The organism is Shewanella halotolerans, from assembly GCF_019457535.1.
Lineage (GTDB): Bacteria > Pseudomonadota > Gammaproteobacteria > Enterobacterales > Shewanellaceae > Shewanella > Shewanella halotolerans.
In genome coordinates this window covers 1-22,454 of record NZ_CP080417.1, presented here as the reverse complement: position 1 = coordinate 22,454, position 22,454 = coordinate 1, and the positions used below count along the sequence as shown (strand labels likewise).

At 53.5% G+C, this 22,454-nt stretch carries 18 protein-coding genes; 13 read left to right on the top strand and 5 right to left on the bottom strand.

Going from position 1 to position 22,454, the window contains the following annotated elements; genetic code table 11:
- The first annotated feature begins 131 nt into the window (after positions 1–131).
- From fadB to K0H81_RS00055, 8 genes are all read left to right on the top strand, one after another.
- On the top strand, positions 132–2,282 hold the full coding sequence (gene fadB, locus K0H81_RS00090; protein WP_220059511.1) for a fatty acid oxidation complex subunit alpha FadB: 2,151 nt from the start codon (positions 132–134) through the stop codon (positions 2,280–2,282).
- A 21-nt stretch (positions 2,283–2,303) separates the two neighbouring features.
- Positions 2,304–3,467 (top strand): acetyl-CoA C-acyltransferase FadA, encoded by a 1,164-nt coding sequence (gene fadA, locus K0H81_RS00085; RefSeq protein ID WP_144202293.1) that lies wholly within the window; start codon positions 2,304–2,306, stop codon positions 3,465–3,467.
- A gap of 357 nt (positions 3,468–3,824) precedes the next feature.
- A complete protein-coding gene (locus tag K0H81_RS00080; protein WP_220059510.1) occupies positions 3,825–4,313 on the top strand; it encodes a GNAT family N-acetyltransferase in 489 nt (162 codons plus the stop codon).
- Entirely contained in the window at positions 4,297–4,761 is a 465-nt protein-coding gene (gene ybaK / locus K0H81_RS00075) for a Cys-tRNA(Pro) deacylase (RefSeq protein WP_220059509.1), read from the top strand. The genes K0H81_RS00080 and ybaK overlap by 17 nt, the downstream gene beginning before the upstream one ends.
- A gap of 133 nt (positions 4,762–4,894) precedes the next feature.
- Positions 4,895–5,140 (top strand): sulfurtransferase TusA, encoded by a 246-nt coding sequence (gene tusA / locus K0H81_RS00070; protein WP_011863825.1) that lies wholly within the window; start codon positions 4,895–4,897, stop codon positions 5,138–5,140.
- A gap of 168 nt (positions 5,141–5,308) precedes the next feature.
- A complete protein-coding gene (locus K0H81_RS00065) occupies positions 5,309–5,749 on the top strand; it encodes an MOSC domain-containing protein (RefSeq protein WP_220059508.1) in 441 nt (146 codons plus the stop codon).
- Positions 5,750–6,068: 319 nt separating this feature from the next.
- Positions 6,069–9,254, top strand: coding sequence for an amidohydrolase family protein (locus K0H81_RS00060; RefSeq protein WP_220060761.1), 3,186 nt, complete (start codon positions 6,069–6,071; stop codon positions 9,252–9,254).
- A 212-nt stretch (positions 9,255–9,466) separates the two neighbouring features.
- A complete protein-coding gene (locus tag K0H81_RS00055) occupies positions 9,467–10,141 on the top strand; it encodes a hypothetical protein (RefSeq protein ID WP_220059507.1) in 675 nt (224 codons plus the stop codon).
- 5 nt (positions 10,142–10,146) lie between these two features.
- Here the strand turns inward: K0H81_RS00055 and K0H81_RS00050 are convergent, their stop codons facing one another.
- Positions 10,147–10,716 (bottom strand): DNA-3-methyladenine glycosylase I, encoded by a 570-nt coding sequence (locus K0H81_RS00050; protein ID WP_220059506.1) that lies wholly within the window; start codon positions 10,714–10,716, stop codon positions 10,147–10,149.
- Between the two features lie 109 nt (positions 10,717–10,825).
- On the opposite strand from K0H81_RS00050, the gene glyQ reads away from it, so the two are divergent.
- From glyQ to pxpA, 5 genes are all read left to right on the top strand, one after another.
- On the top strand, positions 10,826–11,731 hold the full coding sequence (gene glyQ / locus K0H81_RS00045; RefSeq protein ID WP_011863820.1) for a glycine--tRNA ligase subunit alpha: 906 nt from the start codon (positions 10,826–10,828) through the stop codon (positions 11,729–11,731).
- Positions 11,732–11,743: 12 nt separating this feature from the next.
- Positions 11,744–13,813 (top strand): glycine--tRNA ligase subunit beta, encoded by a 2,070-nt coding sequence (gene glyS, locus K0H81_RS00040; RefSeq protein ID WP_220059505.1) that lies wholly within the window; start codon positions 11,744–11,746, stop codon positions 13,811–13,813.
- Between the two features lie 103 nt (positions 13,814–13,916).
- Positions 13,917–14,600: a 5-oxoprolinase subunit PxpB gene (gene pxpB, locus K0H81_RS00035; RefSeq protein ID WP_258406346.1), complete on the top strand. Its 684-nt coding sequence runs from the start codon at positions 13,917–13,919 to the stop codon at positions 14,598–14,600.
- Positions 14,597–15,553 carry a 5-oxoprolinase subunit C family protein gene (locus K0H81_RS00030; protein ID WP_220059504.1) on the top strand — a complete coding sequence of 319 codons (957 nt, stop codon included), beginning with the start codon at positions 14,597–14,599 and terminating at the stop codon, positions 15,551–15,553. The genes pxpB and K0H81_RS00030 overlap by 4 nt, the downstream gene beginning before the upstream one ends.
- Positions 15,543–16,277, top strand: coding sequence for a 5-oxoprolinase subunit PxpA (pxpA, locus tag K0H81_RS00025; protein WP_220059503.1), 735 nt, complete (start codon positions 15,543–15,545; stop codon positions 16,275–16,277). Before K0H81_RS00030 ends, pxpA begins: the two co-directional genes overlap by 11 nt.
- A gap of 87 nt (positions 16,278–16,364) precedes the next feature.
- Here the strand turns inward: pxpA and gyrB are convergent, their stop codons facing one another.
- From gyrB to dnaA, 4 genes are all read right to left on the bottom strand, one after another.
- Positions 16,365–18,782 carry a DNA topoisomerase (ATP-hydrolyzing) subunit B gene (gyrB, locus tag K0H81_RS00020; RefSeq protein WP_220059502.1) on the bottom strand — a complete coding sequence of 806 codons (2,418 nt, stop codon included), beginning with the start codon at positions 18,780–18,782 and terminating at the stop codon, positions 16,365–16,367.
- A 16-nt stretch (positions 18,783–18,798) separates the two neighbouring features.
- Positions 18,799–19,881 carry a DNA replication/repair protein RecF gene (gene recF / locus K0H81_RS00015; protein ID WP_011863813.1) on the bottom strand — a complete coding sequence of 361 codons (1,083 nt, stop codon included), beginning with the start codon at positions 19,879–19,881 and terminating at the stop codon, positions 18,799–18,801.
- Between the two features lie 72 nt (positions 19,882–19,953).
- A complete protein-coding gene (gene dnaN, locus K0H81_RS00010; RefSeq protein WP_144202267.1) occupies positions 19,954–21,054 on the bottom strand; it encodes a DNA polymerase III subunit beta in 1,101 nt (366 codons plus the stop codon).
- A 20-nt stretch (positions 21,055–21,074) separates the two neighbouring features.
- Positions 21,075–22,454, bottom strand: coding sequence for a chromosomal replication initiator protein DnaA (gene dnaA, locus K0H81_RS00005; RefSeq protein WP_220059501.1), 1,380 nt, complete (start codon positions 22,452–22,454; stop codon positions 21,075–21,077).

Here is a 22,454-nt window from a genome sequence, read left to right as displayed (position 1 = left end):
AATTTATCTGATTTAGACGCACACTGAGCAGCAACTGGTCAAATGATGGCCTGCTGTAAGATAGAGATTTTTACCTACGCTATAAGATTCTAATAGTGGGTGGCGCTCTTTAAGCAATAAGGAAGCAAGCAATGATCTACCAAAGTCCTACGATTCAAGTGGAATTACTTGAAGACAATATCGCTCGGCTCTGTTTTAACGCCGAGGGCTCAGTCAATAAGTTTGATCGAGAAACCCTCAACTCCCTTAACGACGCACTCGATGCCCTAGCACAAACCCAAGGGGTTAAGGGCCTGATGCTCACCTCGGGCAAAGATGCCTTTATCGTAGGCGCCGACATCACAGAATTCCTGGGACTTTTTGCACAAGACGACAGCGTGCTGCAGGGCTGGCTGGAAGATGCCAACAAGGTGTTTAACAAGCTCGAAGATCTGCCCTTCCCAACTATCTCGGCCGTCAAGGGCTTCGCCCTGGGCGGCGGCTGCGAAACTATCCTAGCCACAGACTTACGTATCGCCGACACCTCGGCACGTATCGGCCTGCCAGAGACTAAGCTGGGCATCATCCCTGGCTTTGGCGGTACTGTGCGTCTGCCTCGCGTGATAGGTGCCGACAACGCACTTGAGTGGATCACCACAGGTAAAGATCAGCGCCCAGAAGCCGCCCTCAAGGTTGGCGCCATCGACGCCGTAGTTGCTCCAGAATTGCTGGAAACGGCGGCGCGCCAGATGCTGCAAGATGCCATCAGCGAGAAGATTGACTGGCAAGCCCGTCGTCAGCGCAAGCTGTCGCCGCTGACACTGCCTAAGCTGGAAGCCATGATGTCATTTGCCACCGCCAAGGGCATGGTATTCAAGGTTGCCGGTAAACACTATCCTGCACCTATGGCTGTTGTCGAAGTGATTGAGAAGGCGGCTACCAGCGAGCGAGCCGAAGCACTACAGGTAGAACATCAGGCCTTCATCAAACTGGCCAAGACAGACGTAGCCAAGGCGCTTATCGGTATCTTCCTTAACGACCAGCTGGTTAAAGGCAAGGCCAAGAAGGCTGCCAAACAGGCACAAACGGTTAACTCAGCCGCCGTGCTGGGCGCAGGCATCATGGGTGGCGGTATCGCCTACCAGAGCGCCAGCAAGGGCACGCCTATCGTGATGAAAGATATCAATCAGGCGGCACTGGATCTTGGCCTCAACGAGGCAGCCAAACTGCTCACGGCGCAGATCAATCGTGGTCGCTCGACACCGGCCAAGATGGCGGGCGTGCTCAACAACATCACGGCAACTCTGGACTACAACGCACTTAAGCAAGCCGATGTCGTGGTCGAAGCCGTGGTAGAACATCCTAAGGTGAAGGCGACCGTACTGGCAGAAGTCGAACAGGTCGTGGGCGAAGATGCCATCATCACCTCTAACACCTCCACCATCTCAATCAATCTGCTGGCCAAGAGCCTGCAGAAACCAGAGCGCTTCTGTGGCATGCACTTCTTCAACCCGGTACACAAGATGCCACTGGTTGAGGTCATTCGCGGCGAGCATAGCTCAGAAGAGACTGTTGCCTCTGTCGTGGCTTACGCCGCCAAGATGGGCAAGACGCCTATCGTGGTCAACGACTGCCCAGGCTTCTTCGTTAACCGTGTACTCTTCCCTTACTTCGCCGGCTTCAGCGGCCTGCTAGAAGATGGCGCCGACTTTGCGGCCATCGACAAGGTAATGGAGAAGCAGTTCGGTTGGCCTATGGGCCCCGCCTATCTACTTGACGTAGTCGGTCTGGACACGGGTCATCACGCCCAGGCCGTTATGGCCGAAGGCTTCCCTGACAGAATGGCGAAAGAAGGCAAAGACGCCATCGACGTCATGTTTGAGGCCGAACGTTTCGGTCAAAAGAATGGAAAAGGCTTCTACCAATATTCGGTGGATCGTCGCGGCAAGCCGAAGAAAGAGGTCGACCCGCGCAGCTATGAGCTACTGGGCAACGCCTTCGGTGAGCAGAAGGAGTTCAGCAGCGACGAGATCATCGCCCGCACCATGATCCCTATGATCATCGAAACGGTTCGTTGTCTGGAAGAAGGCATCATAGCCACGCCAGCCGAAGCCGATATGGGACTCGTTTATGGACTCGGTTTCCCTCCATTCAGAGGAGGTGTGTTCCGCTACCTGGACACCTTAGGTGTCACTAACTTCGTCGCCCTTGCTGACCAGTACGCCCACCTGGGTGGCCTGTATCAGGTAACCGACAAGATGCGTGAACTGGCTGCCACCAGCGGCAGTTACTACCCAGCCTAATCACCCGGAAGGAATAGAATAATGAAACAAGCAGTTATTGTAGATTGCATCCGTACTCCCATGGGCCGCTCTAAGGCTGGGGTATTCAGAAACGTGCGCGCCGAGTCGCTCTCTGCCGAGCTGATGAAGGCCCTGTTGGTTCGCAATCCTCAACTCGATCCTAACACCATTGAAGACGTAATCTGGGGTTGTGTACAACAGACGCTGGAGCAGGGCTTCAACATCGCACGAAACGCGGCGCTGCTAGCCGGCATTCCGAAACAGGCCGGTGCGGTGACGGTAAACCGTCTGTGTGGGTCTTCCATGGAAGCCATTCATCAGGCCGCTCGCGCCATCATGACAGGCATGGGCGATACCTTTATCGTCGGCGGTGTCGAACACATGGGCCACGTGCCGATGAACCATGGTGTCGACTTCCACCCAGGCCTGGCTACCAATGTCGCCAAGGCCTCGGGCATGATGGGCCTCACCGCCGAGATGCTAGGCAAGATGCACGGTATCACGCGCCAACAGCAAGATGAGTTTGCGGTACGTTCACACCAACGTGCCCACGCGGCAACGGTCGAAGGCCGCTTTGCCAACGAGATCCATGCTATCGAGGGTCATGATGCCAACGGCGCATTGATCAAGGTAATGCATGACGAGGTGATTCGTCCTGAGACCTCACTGGAGTCGCTGGCGACCCTGCGTCCGGTATTCGACCCAGCCAATGGTACTGTCACCGCAGGCACCTCTTCGGCATTGTCTGACGGCGCCTCGGCCATGTTGGTCATGGAAGAGGAGAAAGCCAAGGCCTTAGGTCTGCCAATCCGCGCACGTATCCGCTCTATGGCGGTTGCTGGTTGTGACGCCGCCATCATGGGCTATGGTCCAGTACCAGCCACCCAGAAGGCGTTGCAACGCGCAGGCCTCACCATGAATGACATCGACCTTATCGAACTCAACGAGGCCTTCGCCGCGCAGTCACTGCCATGTGTGAAAGATCTTGGTCTGATGGATCTGGTCGATGAGAAGGTCAACCTCAACGGCGGCGCTATCGCCCTGGGTCATCCACTAGGCTGCTCGGGCGCACGTATCTCGACCACGCTGATCAACCTGATGGAAAGCAAAGATGCGACCCTAGGTCTGGCGACCATGTGTATCGGTCTGGGCCAAGGCATAGCAACCGTATTCGAACGCGCCTAACGCGTCCATTACCGTTTTGCCTAAGAAAAGGAGCGACCCCCCAGTCGCTCCTTTTTTGTTTCACGTGAAACACCAAGACCACACTTTCCTCAGTAGGCCTTTTACGCCTCAAGCGACTAATACCAATCACAGTAAGTAGATGGTCAGAAATAGCGCAGGGAAAACGCGTGAGAACAAGGCAGGATTTTTAGATAAGTAGTTATTCTACAATCAAAAATACTAACGCCGTTATCGCGCATTTTAACAAGCTAGAATGAACAGCTATTTACTACGATTGGTATAAGATAGTTTCTGGCTTTAACTTCGTAACCACTACTGTAATATCAACATCAGGCGCTTGATTTAAGATGGAGGCATATGGACATTATTCGGTTGATAGACAAGCCTGAGGCCATAGGCCAAGTGGCCAGCTGGTATCATGAGGAATGGGGTCACCTGGGGCCGAATCGCAGCCAAGCGGAGTTGACCCACACCCTGAGCCAATATCTGCAATTAGACGGCATTCCCCAACTCTGGGTAGCCTTGCATAACAATGTTCCCATCGGCGCCATCCAGCTCAGATATCAGGAAAACCCTCAATATTCTGCCGATAGCGTCTGGCTCGGCGGCATCTATGTAAGCCCCTCTCATCGCGGTCTGGGCATAGCCACAGCATTAATCACCGTTGCCGAACAATATGCCTTAGCCTTCGACGCAGACAGCCTCTATCTGCAAACGGAAGCCAAAAACCTCGCTCTCTATCACAGCTTAGGCTGGCAGCTTGTCGCTACACTTCCCTACTCAGACCTATTGGTCAACGTGATGCGTAAATCCTTAGAAAGAGAGAATCATGACACCCGCAACTAAGATGCTCGATAAGGCCAAGATCCCCTATCGTCTCCATGAATATCAACACGACGCCAATGCCGGCGCCTATGGACTGGAGGCGGCAGAGAAACTTCAGCTTCCACAGGAATGGGTCTTTAAGACCCTGGTCGCCGAGCTCGATAACGGCACTCTGGTGGTCGCCATCATCCCGGTAGACAAGAAGCTCAACCTGAAACAACTGGCGAAGGCGGCGAAAGCCAAAAAGGCTGCTATGGCCACCCCGGAAAAGGTGCAGCGCATCACAGGATATGTGTTAGGTGGCGTTAGCCCTATTGGGCAGAAGAAACGACTTGCCACCTTTATTGACGAGAGTGCCCAGCAGCTGGCGCAGATCTATGTCAGTGGTGGACGCCGCGGCCTGGATATCGAACTCACCCCAACGGCTCTGCAAGATGTTACTCAGGCGCGTTTCGTCTCTCTGGTATAATCCAGGGTGTTTCACGTGAAACGCCCTTTATAGGATCACAAATCCAGGGAGCACGACTTGGCTTAAACGCCCGGCTAGCGTAATATTAGCCCCCTCGATTTTATCCGGTCTCACTTCAATTAAGGTTTACGATATGAGCGACCCTTTCGCACAAGCACAACACCAACTCGACGCCCTGGGACTACGTTGTCCCGAGCCTGTGATGATGGTGAGAAAATCGGTGCGCAAGATGAACGAGGGAGAGACCCTACTGATCATCGCCGATGATCCGGCGACCACACGTGATATTCCCAGTTTCTGCGAGTTCATGGACCACACCCTGATCGCCAGCCAGACCGAGTCGACACCTTACCAATATCTGATCAAGAAAGGTCTCTAATCCAACTAGCGTTCCACCGATTAAGGCAGTAGCTCATGCTATTCTGTCTTAATCGACCCGCGCCTTCCCCTATTCCTTCAAGTTCATCCGGCTCGCAGCCGATTCCCCTTGCCAGTGATTCGAGTCACGGTTTACACTGAGATTCGGCATTCAAAAGGATTGATAGAAATGGCAAGTTTACAAGGCATTAGCTACAAGGTAGTCAAAGGTGGACCCATGCTGGAAACCTCGGCGGCACTCGTCACCACCAGCACAGGGGTTGCACAAGATGTATTTGGAAAGCCAGGTAAACGTCAGGTCACCCTACTGTCGGCGCAGCAATGGCTCGCCGCCTGCGAGACTCTCGATACCGAACTTCCCTGGACCACCCGCAGAGCCAACTTACTCATAGATGGCATCAGCTTCGGCGAAAAAGATCTCGGCAAGGTGATTCAAATTGGCGCCTTACAACTGGAGATCACGGGCGAAACCGATCCCTGCAAGAAGATGGAGATGGCCTATGCAGGACTCGAGGAGGCCCTGCGACCAGACTGGCGCGGCGGCGTCACCTGCCGAGTGCTCAACGATGCCGAGATCTGTATCGGCGATAGCGTACAGTTAGCCGAATAGCTCAGGTAATCTTTTCCCCCACAGGCGGCCACCTAGGCTGCCTGCTATCAAACATATTTCACTCCCGGTTACGCAACTTTAGCAGCAAGGTAAATACCTACTTAGCCTTCCCTTGATATATTCACTAAGGCATTCGGCCTATCTAACTTAAGCCCAATTTAAGCCATCCAGGCTATCCTCTCCATTCACCAAATGTCACAGAATTTAGGTTTTACTGTTATCGAATTTATGCGATAACTAGTGCTGATTGTATACAACACCCTCTCTGTAGCCACTCAAAGGCGCCCAACTAAGGATAATAATGAAACTGGGAACTCCTATGCTAAAACAAAAAATAACGCCCCTATGCGCGGCGATCGCCCTCAGCCTTTCCCTGCCCAGCTGGGCGGCGGACAAAGATTCCGACTCAGCCTGGCAGGTGAATGCCCCGACCAAGGCTCCGCTGGAACAGGTTAAGATAGATGTCACCGAAGGCACCTGGATGAATGTCAGTGTCAGCCCAGACGGTAAACATATCGTATTTGACCTGCTGGGTGACATCTATCAGATGCCTATCGAAGGCGGCGAAGCTAAGCCCTTGGCCCAAGGTATTGCCTGGCAGATGCAACCCGTCTATAGCCCCAATGGCAAGTACATCGCCTTCACCTCAGATGAAGATGGCGGCGACAATATTTGGGTGATGAATGCTGATGGCACAGATCCGCGCCCTGTCACTAAGGAAACCTTCCGCCTACTCAACAGCCCGGCTTGGAGCCCTGATTCTCAATATCTCATCGGCCGCAAACACTTTACCGGCAGCCGCAGCCTGGGGGCGGGCGAAGTCTGGCTATATCACGTTGCCGGCGGTACAGGCGTTAAGCTAACAGAGCGCCCTAACGAGCAGAAAGACCTAGGCGAACCCGCCTACTCACCCGATGGTCGCTACGTCTACTTCAGCCAGGATGCCACCCCGGGTAAGACCTTCCATTACTCCAAGGACTCGGTGAAAGGCATCTATAAGATCAAACGCTATGACACCCAGACCGGCGACATAGAGGTATTGATCGAAGGCACTGGCGGCGCGATTCGCCCAACCCCGAGCCCGGATGGCACAAAGCTCGCCTACATCAAACGTGATGGTTTCCAATCTACCCTCTACCTATTGGATCTAAAGTCTGGCAAGAAAACCAAGCTTTACGACAAGCTAGATCGTGATATGCAGGAAACCTGGGCCATCCATGGCGTCTACCCAACCATGAGCTGGACGGCCGACAACCAGGAGTTAGTCTTCTGGGCTGGCGGTAAGATCAATCGTCTGGACGTGGAGAGCAAATCGGTCAAAGAGATCCCCTTCAAGGTGAAAACCGAACTGGCGGTGCAGCCATCGGTACGCTTCAAGCAGAATATCGATCAAGACAGCTTCGACGTGAAGATGCTGCGCATGGCGCAGGTATCACCGGACGGCAACAAGGTGGTATATGAAGCACTGGGCAAACTCTGGGTTAAGCGTCTACCCGAGGGTAAGGTTAGCCGCCTGACGGACTTGGACGACCAGGTCAGAGAACTCTATCCTCAGTGGTCTCGCGACGGTAAGAAGATCGTCTTCACTACCTGGGACGACGACCAACAGGGTAGTGTTCGTGTCATCAACGCCAGAGGCGGTCGTAGCAAGACGCTAACCCAAGAACCGGGCAAATATGTAGAACCCACCTTCTCGCCCGATGGTGAACTCGTGGTTTACCGTAAGATCAAGGGAGGTTATATCACGCCACTCACCTGGTCACAGGAACCCGGCCTCTATGTTGTCGACATCAAGGGCAAAGAGAGCCGCAAGATCACGCCCGATGGCTTTCAACCCCAGTTTGGTGCCGACAGCGACCGTGTTTATTTCATGGATCATGGCGAGACGCCTCAGCTCGCCTCGATCAACCTGCATGGCTTCCAGAAACGGGTGCACTACACCAGCAAGCATGCCACCGAATTCAGGGTCTCTCCAGACGGCAAGCAACTTGCCTTCGCCGAGCGCTTCAAGGTTTGGGTAACCCCATTTGCCAAGCATGGCGAGACCATAGAGATAGGTCCTAAGGCCGATAATCTCCCTGTGACTCAGCTCAGCGTGCGCGCCGGAGAAAGCATCAGCTGGAACGGCGACAGCGACCAACTTTACTGGACCCTTGGCCCTGAGCTATACCAGATGGATGTCGATGCCGACTATAAGACCGACGAGAAAACGCCAGCTATCGAACCTAAGATCACTCAGATTGGCTTCGAGAAGAAAGCAGATGTTCCACGTGGAACCATAGCCTTCGTCGGCGGCCGAGTGATCACCATGGAAGATGACAATGTGATCGAAAACGGCGTGGTGATCGTCGAGAACAACAAGATCATCGCCGTCGGCGATGCCAACACCCAGGTGCCTAAGGGCGCCCAGGTTATCGACATCAAGGGCAAGAGCATAATGCCAGGCCTGTTCGATGCCCACGCCCATGGCGCTCAAGGAGAGAATGAGATCATTCCACAGCAGAACTGGGAGCTCTACGCCAACCTAGCATTGGGTGTAACCAGCATTCACGACCCTTCTAACGACACTACAGAGATCTTCGCCGCCTCTGAGCAGCAGAAGGCCGGTAACATTGTCGGGCCGAGAATCTTCTCAACCGGGACGATTCTCTATGGGGCTAACTTACCCGGCTATACCTCTCACATCGACTCGGTAGACGACGCCAAGTTCCATCTGGAGCGCCTCAAGAAGGTTGGCGCCTTCAGTGTGAAGAGCTATAACCAGCCAAGGCGCAATCAGCGTCAGCAGGTAATCGCGGCGGCGAGAGAACTCGAGATGATGGTGGTGCCGGAAGGTGGCAGCCTGCTGCAGCATAACCTGACCATGATAGCAGACGGCCACACCACGGTAGAGCATTCGCTGCCCGCCGCGGCCATCTACAGCGACATCAAACAGTTCTGGAGCCAGACCGAGGTTCACTATACGCCAACACTGGTCGTGGCCTATGGTGGTATCTCGGGTGAAAACTATTGGTACGATAAGACGGATGTCTGGTCTCACCCTCGCCTGTCTAAGTATGTGCCAAGCGATCTGCTAGACGCGCGCTCCATGCGTCGCCCTACCGCACCCGATGCTCACTATAACCATTTCAACGTTGCCAGAGTTGCCAACGAACTCAACGAGCTAGGTGTGAAGCCCAATATAGGTGCCCATGGCCAACGTGAAGGCTTAGCCGCTCATTGGGAGATGTGGATGTTCGCCCAAGGTGGCATGAGCAACATGGAGGTGCTGAAGACGGCAACCATCAACCCGGCGGAAACCTTCGGCATGGATCATCAACTCGGTTCGATCAAGACAGGTAAGCTTGCCGACCTGATCGTTATCGACGGCAATCCACTTGAGAATATCCGTGTCACAGATAAGGTGAGTTACACCATGGTCAACGGTAAGCTGTTCGATGCCGAGTCGATGAATCAACTCAATGGTGACAAGACCAAACGTAAGCCATTTTTCTTCGAAATTTAAACGTTTTCAATTTTAAAATCTGGCAAAGATAATCCACAAATTTTAATTTCAGAAAAATTTAAAAACAGATCAAAAATGACCTAATAAGCAAAAAGGGTGTTTCACGTGGAACACCCTTTTTTTATATCTTGCATTTACACTCGCCAGCAAATTAGCCTAAGCTAATCGACCAAAGCTCAATCTGGAAGAGCACAACCAAAAGGACGCTGGAAATGAAATCCCTAAAACTCCCCCTACTCATACTATTATCCGCCTCGGCCATCGCCTATTTGATGCTAGAGGCAGACCATGCTCAGCCAAGAGATGAGCCAAAGATTCCCATCGCTCAGCCTGACCAGGACAGGAGTGCTCAACGTCAGTCTCCGGACCAGACTCAAACAAGCAGCAAGGTAGAAACAGTAAGCCTTATGAGTGACACCGACGGCGGGAATAAGATCGATACAGATACACCCGAATCGAATGAGGTAGAGGACGACAAGCAGATCTCGGCCAAGCTGCTGGTGGCGCAAATAATTGACGCGCAGGGGGTCGTTGATGGTGAGCAGATAAAAAAGCTATTTGATAAAGACCAGGAAGCCTATGTCGATCTCATCGAGTCCCTCGACAACTATGATGCCACCAGCCAACAGCGCCAGACGGCTCTGGCGGACAGACTCACCCATTTGCCGGAGACCATATACAGTGAAAAATATGCCTGCGGAGACAGAATCTGCGTCCTAAGCCTTACAACAGACACTATCAGCCAACAAAGTATTGATAAATTGAGTGAATTTGATAAAAATTACGCATTTATCAAGCAGACCCAACTCGACACGGGTGAGACACAGTTTCAGGCCATTTACCTACAGACAGATGACCCTTCCACTATGCGCTTTAAAGGTTACTAAGCACCTTAGTTAGACTTATCTTGGTAACAGAAACAGTCGGCGGTGTGGTCGTTGACCATGCCCACCGCCTGCATGAAGGCATAGCAGATAGTCGGGCCGACAAAATTAAACCCAAGCTTTTTCAATGCCTTTGACATGGCTTCCGACTCGGGGGTCTGTGCCGGCAGCTTATCCAGCCGTTGAAAATGATTCAGCTTGGGCTGGCCGTCGACGAAACTCCAGAGAAACTCAGAGAAGTCGTTGCCCTGCTCCACGAAGGCGATGTAACCCTTGGCATTCTTGATGATGGAATTCACCTTGAGCCTGTTACGTATGATGCCGGGATTTTGTAGTAATTCCTCTACCTTTGCCTCGTCGAACTTGGCTATGACATAGGGGTCAAAATCGGCAAAGGCCGCCTCATAATTTTGCTGCTTCTTGAGTATAGTGATCCAGGAGAGACCGGCCTGTTGCCCGTCGAGACAGAGCTTGGCAAACAACTCCTGACCGTCATACACGGGACGTCCCCAAACCTCGTCATGATACGCCTTATATAGCGGATCCTCGCCGACCCAGCCACAACGCTTTACATCCATGGTGTTTTTTCCTATTTTTCCGCCGTTAAGGTAAAAAATAACCTACATAAGCCTTTTTCAACAAGGTATAATCGAAACCATTTTCTATCACAAGCTGACAGTAGTAGACATGACGACGAAACATGACGTAAAAACATTCCAGGGTTTCATCTTAACCCTGCAGGAATACTGGGCGCAGCAAGGTTGCGCTATCGTTCAACCGCTGGACATGGAAGTAGGCGCGGGCACTTTCCACCCTATGACCTTCTTGCGTTCTCTTGGCCCTGAGCCGATGAGCAGCGCCTATGTTCAGCCATGTCGTCGTCCTACCGATGGTCGTTACGGTGAAAACCCTAACCGTCTGCAACACTACTACCAGTTCCAGGTAGTACTTAAGCCGTCGCCAAGTAACATCCAGGAACTCTACCTGGGTTCTCTTGAGGCCTTGGGCGTCGACATGAATATCCATGACGTACGCTTCGTGGAAGACAACTGGGAATCTCCGACTCTGGGTGCCTGGGGACTGGGCTGGGAAGTGTGGCTAAACGGCATGGAAGTGTCTCAGTTTACCTACTTCCAGCAGGTTGGTGGCCTGGAGTGTAGCCCTGTGACAGGTGAGATCACCTATGGTCTAGAGCGTCTGGCCATGTATATCCAGGAAGTTGACAGCGTCTATGATCTGGTGTGGACCGACGGCCCTATGGGCAAGATCATGTACGGCGATGTGTTCCATCAAAACGAGGTTGAGCAATCGACCTATAACTTCGAACACGCCAACGTAGAAGTACTGTTCAAGCAGTTTGACGACTGCGAAAAGGCCTGTAACGAGCTGCTAGCACTCGAGACGCCACTGCCCTTGCCTGCCTATGAGCAGGTGATGAAAGCCTCCCACGCCTTCAACCTACTCGATGCCCGTCATGCTATTTCGGTCACCGAGCGTCAGCGCTATATCCTGCGCGTGCGCACCATGGCCAAGTCAGTGGCTGAGTCCTATTACCAAGCCCGTGAAGCACTCGGCTTCCCAATGTGTAAGTAGAGGTATATTAAGATGAAATTTGAAAACTTACTCATTGAAGTAGGCACAGAAGAGTTACCGCCAAAATCCCTGCGCAACTTAGCCGAATCTTTTCTGGCTAACTTCGAAGAAGAGCTGCAGAAGGCTGAATTAAGCTATGAGTCGGCCACCTGGTACGCGGCTCCGCGCCGTCTGGCCCTAAAGGTTAATGCCCTGGTGACCGCCCAGGCCGACAAGGTTGTCGAGAAGCGTGGCCCAGCAATCGCCCAGGCCTTCGACGCCGATGGCAACCCAACCAAGGCCGCCATGGGCTGGGCCCGCGGTAACGGCATCACGGTCGAACAGGCCGAGCGTCTTACCACAGACAAGGGCGAATGGTTGCTTCACAAGGCCAAGGTAGTCGGTGTAGAAACCAAGTCACTGGTCACCGAGATGGCCCAGCGCGCCCTAGACAAGCTGCCTATCCCTAAGCCTATGCGTTGGGGCAGCAACAAGACCCAATTTATCCGTCCGGTACACACAGTCAACATGCTGATGGGCGACGAGCTGATCCCTGGCGAACTGCTGGGCATCGAATCGGCGCGCACCATCCGCGGCCACCGCTTCATGGGTGTCGACACTTTGGAGCTGGATCATGCCGATAACTACCTCACCGCGCTGGAAACCCAGGGCAAGGTGATGGCCGACTATCAGGCGCGCATGGCCATCATCAAGGCAGATGCTCAGGCGGCAGCCGACGCCATGGGCGGCATCGCCGAGATCGATGAAGATCTACTAGAAGAAGTGACCTCTCTGGTCGAATGGCCGGTAGTGCTTACCGCCAACTTCGAAGAAAAATTCCTCGACGTACCGGCCGAAGCCCTGGTTTACACCATGAAAGGCGATCAGAAATACTTCCCGGTATTCGACAAGGCGGGCACTCTGCTGCCGCATTTCATCTTCGTATCGAATATCGAATCTAAGGATCCGGCACAGATCATCGCGGGTAACGAGAAGGTGGTTCGTCCACGTCTTGCCGACGCCGAATTCTTCTTCGAGACAGACAAGAAGCATAGCCTGGAATCTCGTCTCGCCAGCCTGGAAACCGTGGTATTCCAGCAGCAGCTTGGTACCATCAAAGACAGAGTCGAGCGCATCTCTGCCCTCGCCGCCTTCATTGCCCAAGGCATTGGCGCCGACAGCGAGCAGGCAGGCCGTGCGGGTCTACTCTCTAAGTCAGATCTCATGACCAACATGGTGATGGAATTTACCGATCTACAGGGCACCATGGGTATGCACTACGCTCGCTTGGACGGTGAAACCGAGGCGGTTGCCCTTGCCCTCGAAGAACAGTACAAGCCTAAGTTCTCAGGCGACAGCGTGCCGACTCAGCCTATCTCTATCTCGGTCGCACTGGCTGAGAAACTCGATACCTTAGTGGGTATCTTCGGCATAGGCCAGGCGCCAAAAGGGGCCGCGGATCCTTTCGCCCTGCGCCGCGCGGCTATCGGTATCCTGCGTATCTGTGTGGAGAACAACTTGCCACTCGACCTAGTCGATCTGATTGCCAAGGCACAGGGGCTTCACGGCGCCAACCTGAGTAACGCCGACACCGCAGAGCAAGTACTGGAATTCCTGATGGGCCGCTTCCGCGCCTGGTATCAAGATCAAGGCATCAGTGTCGATGTTATCCTGGCGGTATTGGCACGTCGTCCAACCTCGCCAGCCGATTTTGACAGCCGCATCAAGGCAGTTACCCACTTCAGAAGCCTGGAGCAGGCCGCTGCACTGGCCGCAGCCAACAAGCGTGTGTCGAACATTCTGGCCAAGGTAGAGGGCGAGATCGCCAGCGATATCGACAGCAACCTACTACAAGAGAGCGCCGAACAGGCTCTTGCCAGCAAGCTCAATGAGCTGCAGCCACAACTGGAGCCGCTATTTGCCAACGCCGACTACCAACAGGCTCTGGCCTTACTAGCTAGCCTGCGTGAAAGCGTCGACACCTTCTTCGAAGATGTGATGGTAATGGCCGACGACGAGGCCCTCAAGCAGAACCGCCTGGCCCTGCTGTCTAAGCTCAGAGCCCAGTTCCTGCACGCCGCCGATATCTCGCTGCTGCAATAAGTTACTGCTCATAAAACAAAAAACGCATCCTCAGGGGTGCGTTTTTTTATGTCCGGACATGCTATTGATGGCTATTGCGCCTCAAGCTCGTTAGACTCGAATAATGAGAGACAGTCATAGGTTTATCCCCTCTTTGCAGATCAATATCTATCCCCTGGGCGAGCGCGCCCTGGTACTCGATCCGACTCCCGAGGCCACACTCTCTTGGGCCGTGCAATCTAAGCTGTGCTGGATCGCCGAGCAGCTGCGCCAGTTACCCATAGTCGAAGAAGCAACCCCCGGCATGAACAACCTGACCATAGTCGTCAGAGAGACCAGGCAGTTAAAGGCCATGCAGGCGAGACTGGCTGAACTATGGCAGAGCGCACCCACAGAGACGCTTGAGCGCCGCACCATAGAGATCCCGGTAAGTTATGGCGGTGAGGCGGGGCCGGATCTGATCTCTGTGGCCCAATTCCATCACCTCTCCCCGAAAGAGGTGATCAAACGCCACAGCCAGGCCAGTTATCAGGTGTTCTTCATCGGCTTTCAACCAGGGTTTGCCTACCTCGAAGGTCTGCCCAAGTGCTTACACACGCCTAGGCTGGCGACCCCCAGATTAACCATTCCCGCAGGCAGCGTTGGCATAGGCGGCGAGCAGACGGGTATCTACCCACTGGCGAGCCCGGGAGGCTGGCAGATCATAGGCCAAACCCAGCTGGCACTATTCGATCCCACCAGCGATGACTCATGCCTGCTCAAGCCGGGTGACAGGGTGCGTTTCACCCCTGTGGAGATAGCGCTATGATTCGGCTAGATAGGGTAAACGGTCTGGCCAGCATTCAAGATCTCGGCAGGCCAGGTCAGGGGCACCTAGGCATACCAAGGGGTGGCGCCATGGATAGCTTCTCGCTGATCCTGGCCAATCGTCTGCTGGGCAATGTGGATAACGCCCCCGCCATCGAACTCGCCTGCGGCAGCTATGAGATCACCTTCGAGAGCTCAAGTTGGGTCGCCCTGTGCGGCGCCACCTTCGAGGCTAGAATAGAGAGTGAGATAAAAGGCAAGGAAGACGATCGCCCCCTGTGGCACGGCTGGCGCGGCCGGGTGAATCCGGGGGAACGTCTAACGATCAAGGGGCCAAGACAGGGCGTGTGGGGCTACCTGGCAGTCCTCGGCGGTATAGAGATCCCCAAAGTTCTCGGCGGTCACGGCACCTTCCTGGCTGGACACTTCGGTGGCCATCAGGGGCGACAACTCGCCTCTGGAGACATACTAAACCTGAGTTCCCATACCGAAACAAACTTCAGTCGCCCGGTCGGTGCGGTGCACAGGGCCAACGACGGCATACTGCGCGCCCTGCCCGGGCCAGAGATGAGCCAGTTCAGCGATCAAGATCGCAAGGCCTTCTGGCATGGCCACTGGACCGTTTCGCCCCAGAATGATCGCATGGGCGTCCGTTTGACAGGCGAGTCTCTGAATTCGGCCAAACATCTGAGTCTGCGCTCCCACGCCGTGCTGCCCGGCGTGGTGCAGGTGCCGCCGAGTGGCCAACCTATAGTGCTACAGGCCGATGCCCAGACCAGCGGCGGCTACCCGAGAATGGCTATGGTGATCGAGGCCGACCACTGGAAACTGGCTCAGGCCAGAGCGGGCCAAGCGATCCGCTTTCAGCATGTCAGCCCCAATCAGGTGGAAGATGCTAACCTTGAATGGCAACACTATTTCTATCGCTTAGCGAGGGCAATGGATGGGAGTTAAGCCGCTAGGAATCGACCTCAACGCCGACCTCGGCGAGGGAGGCCCACAAGACGAGGCGCTGCTGGCGCTGGTGACCTCGGCCAATGTCGCCTGCGGCGGTCATGCCGGCGATCGCCAGAGCATGCTGGCGACGGTCAAACGCGCCAAGGCGAACCATGTGAAAGTCGGAGCTCACCCCAGCTATCCCGACAGGACCAATTTCGGTCGACTATCTATAGCCATAGACACCGAATCACTTTTTGACTCGCTATTACAACAGATTAACGCCTTAAAGGCCGTATGCGACGAGCTAGGCGTCGAACTCCACCACGTGAAGCCTCACGGTGCCCTGTACAATGATGCTGCCCAGGATCCCGTGCTAGGTGGAATTCTCATTCGGGTCATAGAGACAATCAATCCAAGACTTAAGCTGATGATACTAGCGGGTAGCCCCCTGGTAACTCAGGCTAAACAGGCGGGCCTTGAGGTGATCGAAGAGGCCTTCGCCGATCGAGGCTACCTCGCCGATGGCCGGCTTGCCCCCCGCTCACAGCCAGGCGCCCTCATCGAAGAGACCCAGAAGGTGCTCGAACAGGTTAGATCTATAGTCGAAGAGCAGAAAGTGACGGCGGTGACGGGTGAATCGGTAAGCTGTCAGGCCACCAGCCTCTGCCTTCATGGTGACACCCCGCAGGCCCTTGAGTTCGCCAAGGCAATTCGCGCCAGCCTAGAGCATCAAGAGTAAAACATCCAATACTCGCTAAAGATTATTTTCTGTAGTACAGATACAAAAAAGCCCCGGAAGACCGGGGCTTCTAAAACTCGCTAGCCGTTAAACGTCCAGGTTCGCCACGTTGAGGGCGTTAGACTCAATGAAGTCACGACGCGGCTCAACTTGATCACCCATCAGACAGGTAAACAGCTGGTCGGCGGCGATGGCATCTTCGATGGTCACCTTCAGCATGCGACGCGACTCAGGATCCATGGTGGTTTCCCACAGCTGTTCTGGGTTCATCTCACCCAATCCTTTGTAGCGCTGGATGTAGAGGCCACGCTTAGAGTCGTTCATCAGCCAATCTAAGGCTTCAACGAACGAAGAAACTTCTTTCATACGCTCGCCACGCTTCACGTAACCGCCCTCTTCGATCAGACCTTCGAGCGCTTCGGCCAGTGCCGTCATACGATGGTAGTCGCTCGACTGCAAGAAGTCGTAAGAGAACAGGTAGTGGGTATCGATACCATGCTTACGTACCGTCACCTTAGGCAGGTAGACCTGACGCTCTGGGTCGAGGAATGCCTCGGCGCTGAAGATGAAGCCACCCGATTCCGCTTCGGTCAGGGCAGCTACATAGTTGTCGCACCACTGTTTCACCTTGGCTTCGTCGGCCAGGATATCGCTGCTCAAGCCAGGCTGATACAGCATGCGCTCGGTCAACATGATAGGGAAACGCTGCTCGAGACGATCGAAAATCGCTTCCACTTCACGGTATTGGTACACCAACTTCTCTAGCGGCGCGCCAGACATAGCCGGTGCGTCTTGAGACGGATGGATCTCACCACCGTCCAGTGCCAGGTTAGTCAGGTATTCGGTCAGTGCCGGATCATCTTTCAGGTACTGTTCCTGTTTACCCTTCTTCACCTTGTACAGTGGCGGCTGGGCGATAAAGACATAGCCACGCTCGATAAGCTCAGGCATTTGACGGAAGAAGAAGGTCAACAGCAAGGTACGAATGTGCGAGCCGTCGACGTCAGCATCGGTCATGATAACGATGTTGTGGTAACGTGTCTTATCGGGATCATACTCGTCGCGGCCAATACCACAGCCCAAGGCAGTGATCAGGGTCGCTACTTCCTGTGAAGAGAGCATCTTGTCGAAACGGGCCTTCTCAACGTTAAGGATCTTACCCTTAAGCGGCAGAATCGCCTGGTTCTTACGGTTACGACCCTGCTTGGCACTACCACCCGCAGAGTCACCCTCCACTATGTAAATTTCAGAAAGCGCTGGGTCTTTCTCCTGGCAATCCGCCAACTTACCTGGCAGACCACCTAAATCTAATGCGCCTTTACGACGGGTCATCTCACGGGCCTTACGCGCCGCTTCACGGGCACGGGCCGCGTCGATGATCTTACCGACGATAAGCTTGGCTTCGTTAGGATTCTCCAGCAGGTAGTCACCCAACTTCTCGCCCATGGTCTGCTCAACGGCCGACTTCACTTCGCTCGATACCAGCTTGTCTTTGGTCTGAGAGCTGAACTTAGGATCCGGTACCTTAACCGAGATAACGGCGGTCAAACCTTCGCGGGCATCATCGCCGGTGGCAGAGGTCTTGCCTTTCTTGTTAAAGCCTTCCTTGTCCATGTAACTGTTTAGGTTACGGGTTAAGGCGGCACGGAAACCGGCAAGGTGAGTACCACCATCACGCTGAGGAATGTTGTTGGTGAAACAGAAGATGTTTTCCTGGAAGCCGTCGTTCCACTGCATCGCCACTTCTACTGTGATACCGTCTTCACGCTCCTGCACGAAGTGGAAGATCTCTTTGTTAACTGGGGTCTTGTTCAGATTGAGGTAATCGACGAATGCACTGATACCGCCTTCATACTTGAAAAACTCATCCTTGTTGTCGCGCTCGTCGATCAGGCGAATACCTACGCCCGAGTTTAGGAATGACAGCTCGCGAACACGCTTAGCCAGAATATCGAAATGGAAAAGAGTGTCCGAGAAGGTCTCGGCACTTGGCCAGAAACGGATCTCAGTACCCGTATTGGTGGCTTCGCCTATCTCGGCGATCGGCGCATCGGGCTCACCCATGGTGTAGAACTGTTCATACAGCTTGCCGTCACGGCGAATGGTCAGCTTAAGCTTCTCAGACAGGGCGTTAACCACAGAAACACCCACGCCGTGCAGACCACCAGATACTTTATAAGAGTTATCGTCGAACTTACCGCCGGCGTGCAGTACCGTCATAATAACCTGAGCCGCCGATACCCCCTCTTCTGGGTGGATAGCAACAGGAATACCACGTCCGTCATCCTTTACCGATACCGAGCCGTCGGCATGGATAGTAATGATCACGTCATTACAGTAGCCCGCTAACGCCTCATCGATAGAGTTATCGACCACTTCGAACACCATGTGATGCAGACCCGTACCGTCGTCGGTGTCACCAATATACATCCCAGGTCTCTTTCGTACCGCATCAAGGCCCTTTAGTACCTTAATACTCGAAGAATCGTAACTATTCTCTGACATATTATTCTCTCGTCGGTTATTCAATTACCGTTACACGCCCTTGTTCCACATGGAACACCTTAACGGGTGGCGTGTTTAACGAATCCATTATTGCCGCAGGCTCGATGGCGGTGACAAAGACTTGTGCGCCCGTATCGCTTAGCTGCTGCAGCAAGAGTTGCCTGTGCCTAGCATCCAATTCCGATGGCAGATCGTCCACCAGATAAATACTGTTTTTATCTATTTGTTGTTTGAGCAACTTTCCCTGTGCAATACGCAGTGCGCATACAAGCAACTTCAATTGCCCTCGGGACAGGGCATCTTGTACCGGCAAAGTCCCGACCCTTAATCTCAGGTCGGCCTTATGAGGACCACTGGCCGTGTGTCCCGCCGCTAAATCTCTGGGATATTGTGCCTGCAACAGGGTCTGATAATCAGTTTTACTATCCCAGCCTCGGGTAAAGGAAACCTTAACATCAACCTGAGGTAAAAACTCTTCGATTATACCCTTAAGTCGTTCATTTAACGAGCCTACATATCGCTTTCGTATCTCAGTCACGATTTCGGCGTAGCGCACCAATTCCTTATCCCAAAACTGAATCTGCTGATAAGGGGTTTCGCTTTTAAGCATCTGATTTCTATGCTTTAAAATTCTTCTTACATTTGCCCAGGCGGTATAGAAACTCTTGTCGGTATGGAAGGCGCCCCAGTCGATAAACTGACGACGGGATTTTGGCCCCTCAAAAAGCAGTGAAAAACTCTCCGGCGTGATCACCTGAATGGGTAAAGTTTCGGCTAAGGTGGACAGACGTTTCACCTTTTCGCCGTTCATTTTGACCTCGGTTTCACCCGAGCGATAACGTCTAAGCCCTATCTTGGTCTCCTGCTCACCCTGCTCGAGCTGGGCAAACAGGGTCAGCTTGTCCTGATCGTTCTGAATCACACGCTGAGACAGGTGACTGCGAAAGGAGCGCCCCATCCCCAGAAAGAAGATCGCCTCGAGAATACTGGTCTTGCCGCTGCCGTTCTGGCCATAGATTAGATTCAGGCCGTCACCGAGCTGCAACTGGGCACTGGCGATATTACGAAAGGAATCGATATGAAGGCGAGATAAACTCATCTAATACTCATGGCAATGGCTCAAGGGCCATCTAAGAAGATGCACGCCCTTGCGGGCGCGCATAGCTTAAGACTAGAGACGCATCGGCATCACGACGTACATAGAATCTTCTTCGACGTGATTTTCGATCAGGGCGCTGGAGTTACCATCGATCAGCGTGATGCGCACGTCATCCGATGGCAGGTTGTTGAGCACGTCCAGGAGATAGCTGACGTTGAAACCTATCTCCAAAGGCGCGTTGTCATATTCGATATCGAGGATCTCTTCCGCCTCTTCCTGCTCAGGGTTGTTGGCGGTGATCTTAATCAGATTCTGCTCCAGCTGAACGCGCACGCCGCGGAACTTCTCGTTCGAGAGAATAGAGGCACGCAGCAGCGCCTGCTTGAGGTGGTTACGGCTGGCGATAACGATCTTGTCGCCGCCCTTAGGTAATACGCGACGATAGTCAGGGAAGCGACCATCCACCAACTTACTGGTAAACACGGCGCTCTGGGTCGTGGCACGAATGGCGTTTTCACCGATAGACAGGGTCACATCCAAATCTTCACCTTCGAACAGGCGCTGCAGCTCCAACACACCTTTGCGCGGCACAATCACCTGCTTCTCAGGCAGAGAATCTTCTACCATGCGATGGCTCAGAGCCAGACGATGACCGTCGGTGGCGATGGCACGTAACACATTGCCTTCGGTTTCCAGCAACAAACCGTTCAGGTAGTAACGCACATCCTGGTTAGCCATGGAGAACTGGGTCGCATCGATCAGCGACTTCAGGGTGCCCTGCTTGAGGGTAAATTCGATGTCGGCCTGGAAGGCATCCACATTGGGATACTCTTCGGCCGGTAGGGTTGCGAGCGTAAAGCGGCTGCGACCCGAGCGTAGCAATAAACGGTTGTCCTGTTGCTCTATCTTGAGTTCGACTTGATCGGGAAGGGACTTAACGATATCGAGAAATTTCTTTGCCGGTACTGTGGTGCGGCCCTCTTGGACCTCGCCCTGCAGCTCTGCCTGGCCGACTAATTCGACCTCTAAATCGGTACCGGTCAACTTAAGTGAGTGACCACTTACTTCAACTAAAAGGTTTGCCAGAATAGGTAAGTTATGTCGTCTCTCCACCGCCCCACTCACGAGTTGAAGCGGCTTTAATAGGGCATCCCTATCAATTGAAAATTTCATCAGTTTCAATTTCCCAGAGTTTATGAAGATAGCGTACGGATTAAGTTAGCATAATCTTCTTTAATGTCATGACTTTCTTCACGTAGCTGGGCAATTTTGCGACAGGCGTGTAGCACTGTCGTATGATCACGGCCACCAAAGGCATCGCCAATCTCGGGCAAACTCTGGTTAGTTAACTCTTTCGACAATGCCATCGCCATCTGTCTCGGTCTGGCGACGCTACGAGAGCGGCGCTTCGACAGCATGTCGGCCATCTTGATCTTATAGTATTCAGCTACGGTTTTCTGAATGTTGTCTATAGTGACCAATTTTTCCTGCAGAGCCAAGAGATCTCTTAGGGCTTCACGCACAAAATCGATAGTGATCGGACGTCCGGTAAAGTTGGCGTTGGCAATCACCCTATTTAGCGCGCCTTCCAGCTCACGTACGTTTGATCTCAGACGCTTGGCAATAAAGAAGGCCACCTCATCCGGCAGATTGATGCCACTCTCTTGTGCCTTACGCATCAGGATCGCCACACGAGTCTCTAGCTCGGGCGGCTCGATGGCGACCGTCAAACCCCAGCCGAAGCGGGACTTGAGGCGATCTTCCACCCCGTCGATCTCCTTGGGGTAGCGATCTGAAGTCAGGATCACCTGATGATTACCCTCTAACAGGGCATTAAAGGTATGGAAGAACTCTTCCTGGGATCTGTCTTTGTTAGCAAAGAATTGAATATCATCGATAAACAAGGCATCGACGCTACGGTAGTAACGTTTGAACTCTTCGATCGCGTTGTTTTGCAGCGCCTTCACCATATCCTGCACGAAGCGCTCGGAATGCATGTAGACCACCTTGGCATTCGGATTGTTCTTGATAATGCCATTGCCCACGGCGTGCAACAGGTGGGTCTTACCTAAACCGGTTCCACCGTAAAGGAACAAGGGGTTATAGGCGCCACCCGGATTTTCAGACACCTGTAAGGCGGCCGCCTTACCCAGCTGGTTAGACTTACCCTCGACGAAGTTGTCAAACTGGTAAGTCGGATTCATATTGCTTCTATGATTCGTCGTGGACGCGGGTTCGTTGCTATTAAATGACGGCTTGCTAGGGGATTTGGCCGCGGGTGCAACTGGGCTCTTGGCCGAGGCAGCCGGCGCCACCGGTTTGCTCGCCGGGCGACTGCCAATGTCGAAACGCAGCTTGGGGGCATCGCTACCCATCTGTTCCGTGAAGAACTGATTGATGGTGTTGAGGTACTTATCTCTCACCCAATCGAGTACGAATCGATTCGGTGCATAGAGTACTAGTGTTTCCCCATCCATTTCGGCTTGTAACGGTCTGATCCACATGCTGAATTGCTGAGCGGAAAGCTCGTCCTGTAGTCGTCCGATACATTGCTGCCAAAGTGAAACCGCCAC

Bases quoted from the DNA above. Each gene is read 5' to 3' on its own strand.
- pxpB (WP_258406346.1), top strand. From the start codon at position 13,917: ATGAGAGACAGTCATAGGTTTATCCCCTCTTTGCAGATCAATATCTAT.
- fadB (WP_220059511.1), top strand. From the start codon at position 132: ATGATCTACCAAAGTCCTACGATTCAAGTGGAATTACTTGAAGACAAT.
- fadA (WP_144202293.1), top strand. From the start codon at position 2,304: ATGAAACAAGCAGTTATTGTAGATTGCATCCGTACTCCCATGGGCCGC.
- glyQ (WP_011863820.1), top strand. From the start codon at position 10,826: ATGACGACGAAACATGACGTAAAAACATTCCAGGGTTTCATCTTAACC.
- K0H81_RS00050 (WP_220059506.1), bottom strand. From the start codon at position 10,716: ATGGATGTAAAGCGTTGTGGCTGGGTCGGCGAGGATCCGCTATATAAG.
- tusA (WP_011863825.1), top strand. From the start codon at position 4,895: ATGAGCGACCCTTTCGCACAAGCACAACACCAACTCGACGCCCTGGGA.
- glyS (WP_220059505.1), top strand. From the start codon at position 11,744: ATGAAATTTGAAAACTTACTCATTGAAGTAGGCACAGAAGAGTTACCG.
- K0H81_RS00030 (WP_220059504.1), top strand. From the start codon at position 14,597: ATGATTCGGCTAGATAGGGTAAACGGTCTGGCCAGCATTCAAGATCTC.
- K0H81_RS00080 (WP_220059510.1), top strand. From the start codon at position 3,825: ATGGACATTATTCGGTTGATAGACAAGCCTGAGGCCATAGGCCAAGTG.
- K0H81_RS00055 (WP_220059507.1), top strand. From the start codon at position 9,467: ATGAAATCCCTAAAACTCCCCCTACTCATACTATTATCCGCCTCGGCC.
- ybaK (WP_220059509.1), top strand. From the start codon at position 4,297: ATGACACCCGCAACTAAGATGCTCGATAAGGCCAAGATCCCCTATCGT.
- K0H81_RS00060 (WP_220060761.1), top strand. From the start codon at position 6,069: ATGCTAAAACAAAAAATAACGCCCCTATGCGCGGCGATCGCCCTCAGC.
- K0H81_RS00065 (WP_220059508.1), top strand. From the start codon at position 5,309: ATGGCAAGTTTACAAGGCATTAGCTACAAGGTAGTCAAAGGTGGACCC.
- pxpA (WP_220059503.1), top strand. From the start codon at position 15,543: ATGGGAGTTAAGCCGCTAGGAATCGACCTCAACGCCGACCTCGGCGAG.
- recF (WP_011863813.1), bottom strand. From the start codon at position 19,881: ATGAGTTTATCTCGCCTTCATATCGATTCCTTTCGTAATATCGCCAGT.
- dnaN (WP_144202267.1), bottom strand. From the start codon at position 21,054: ATGAAATTTTCAATTGATAGGGATGCCCTATTAAAGCCGCTTCAACTC.
- gyrB (WP_220059502.1), bottom strand. From the start codon at position 18,782: ATGTCAGAGAATAGTTACGATTCTTCGAGTATTAAGGTACTAAAGGGC.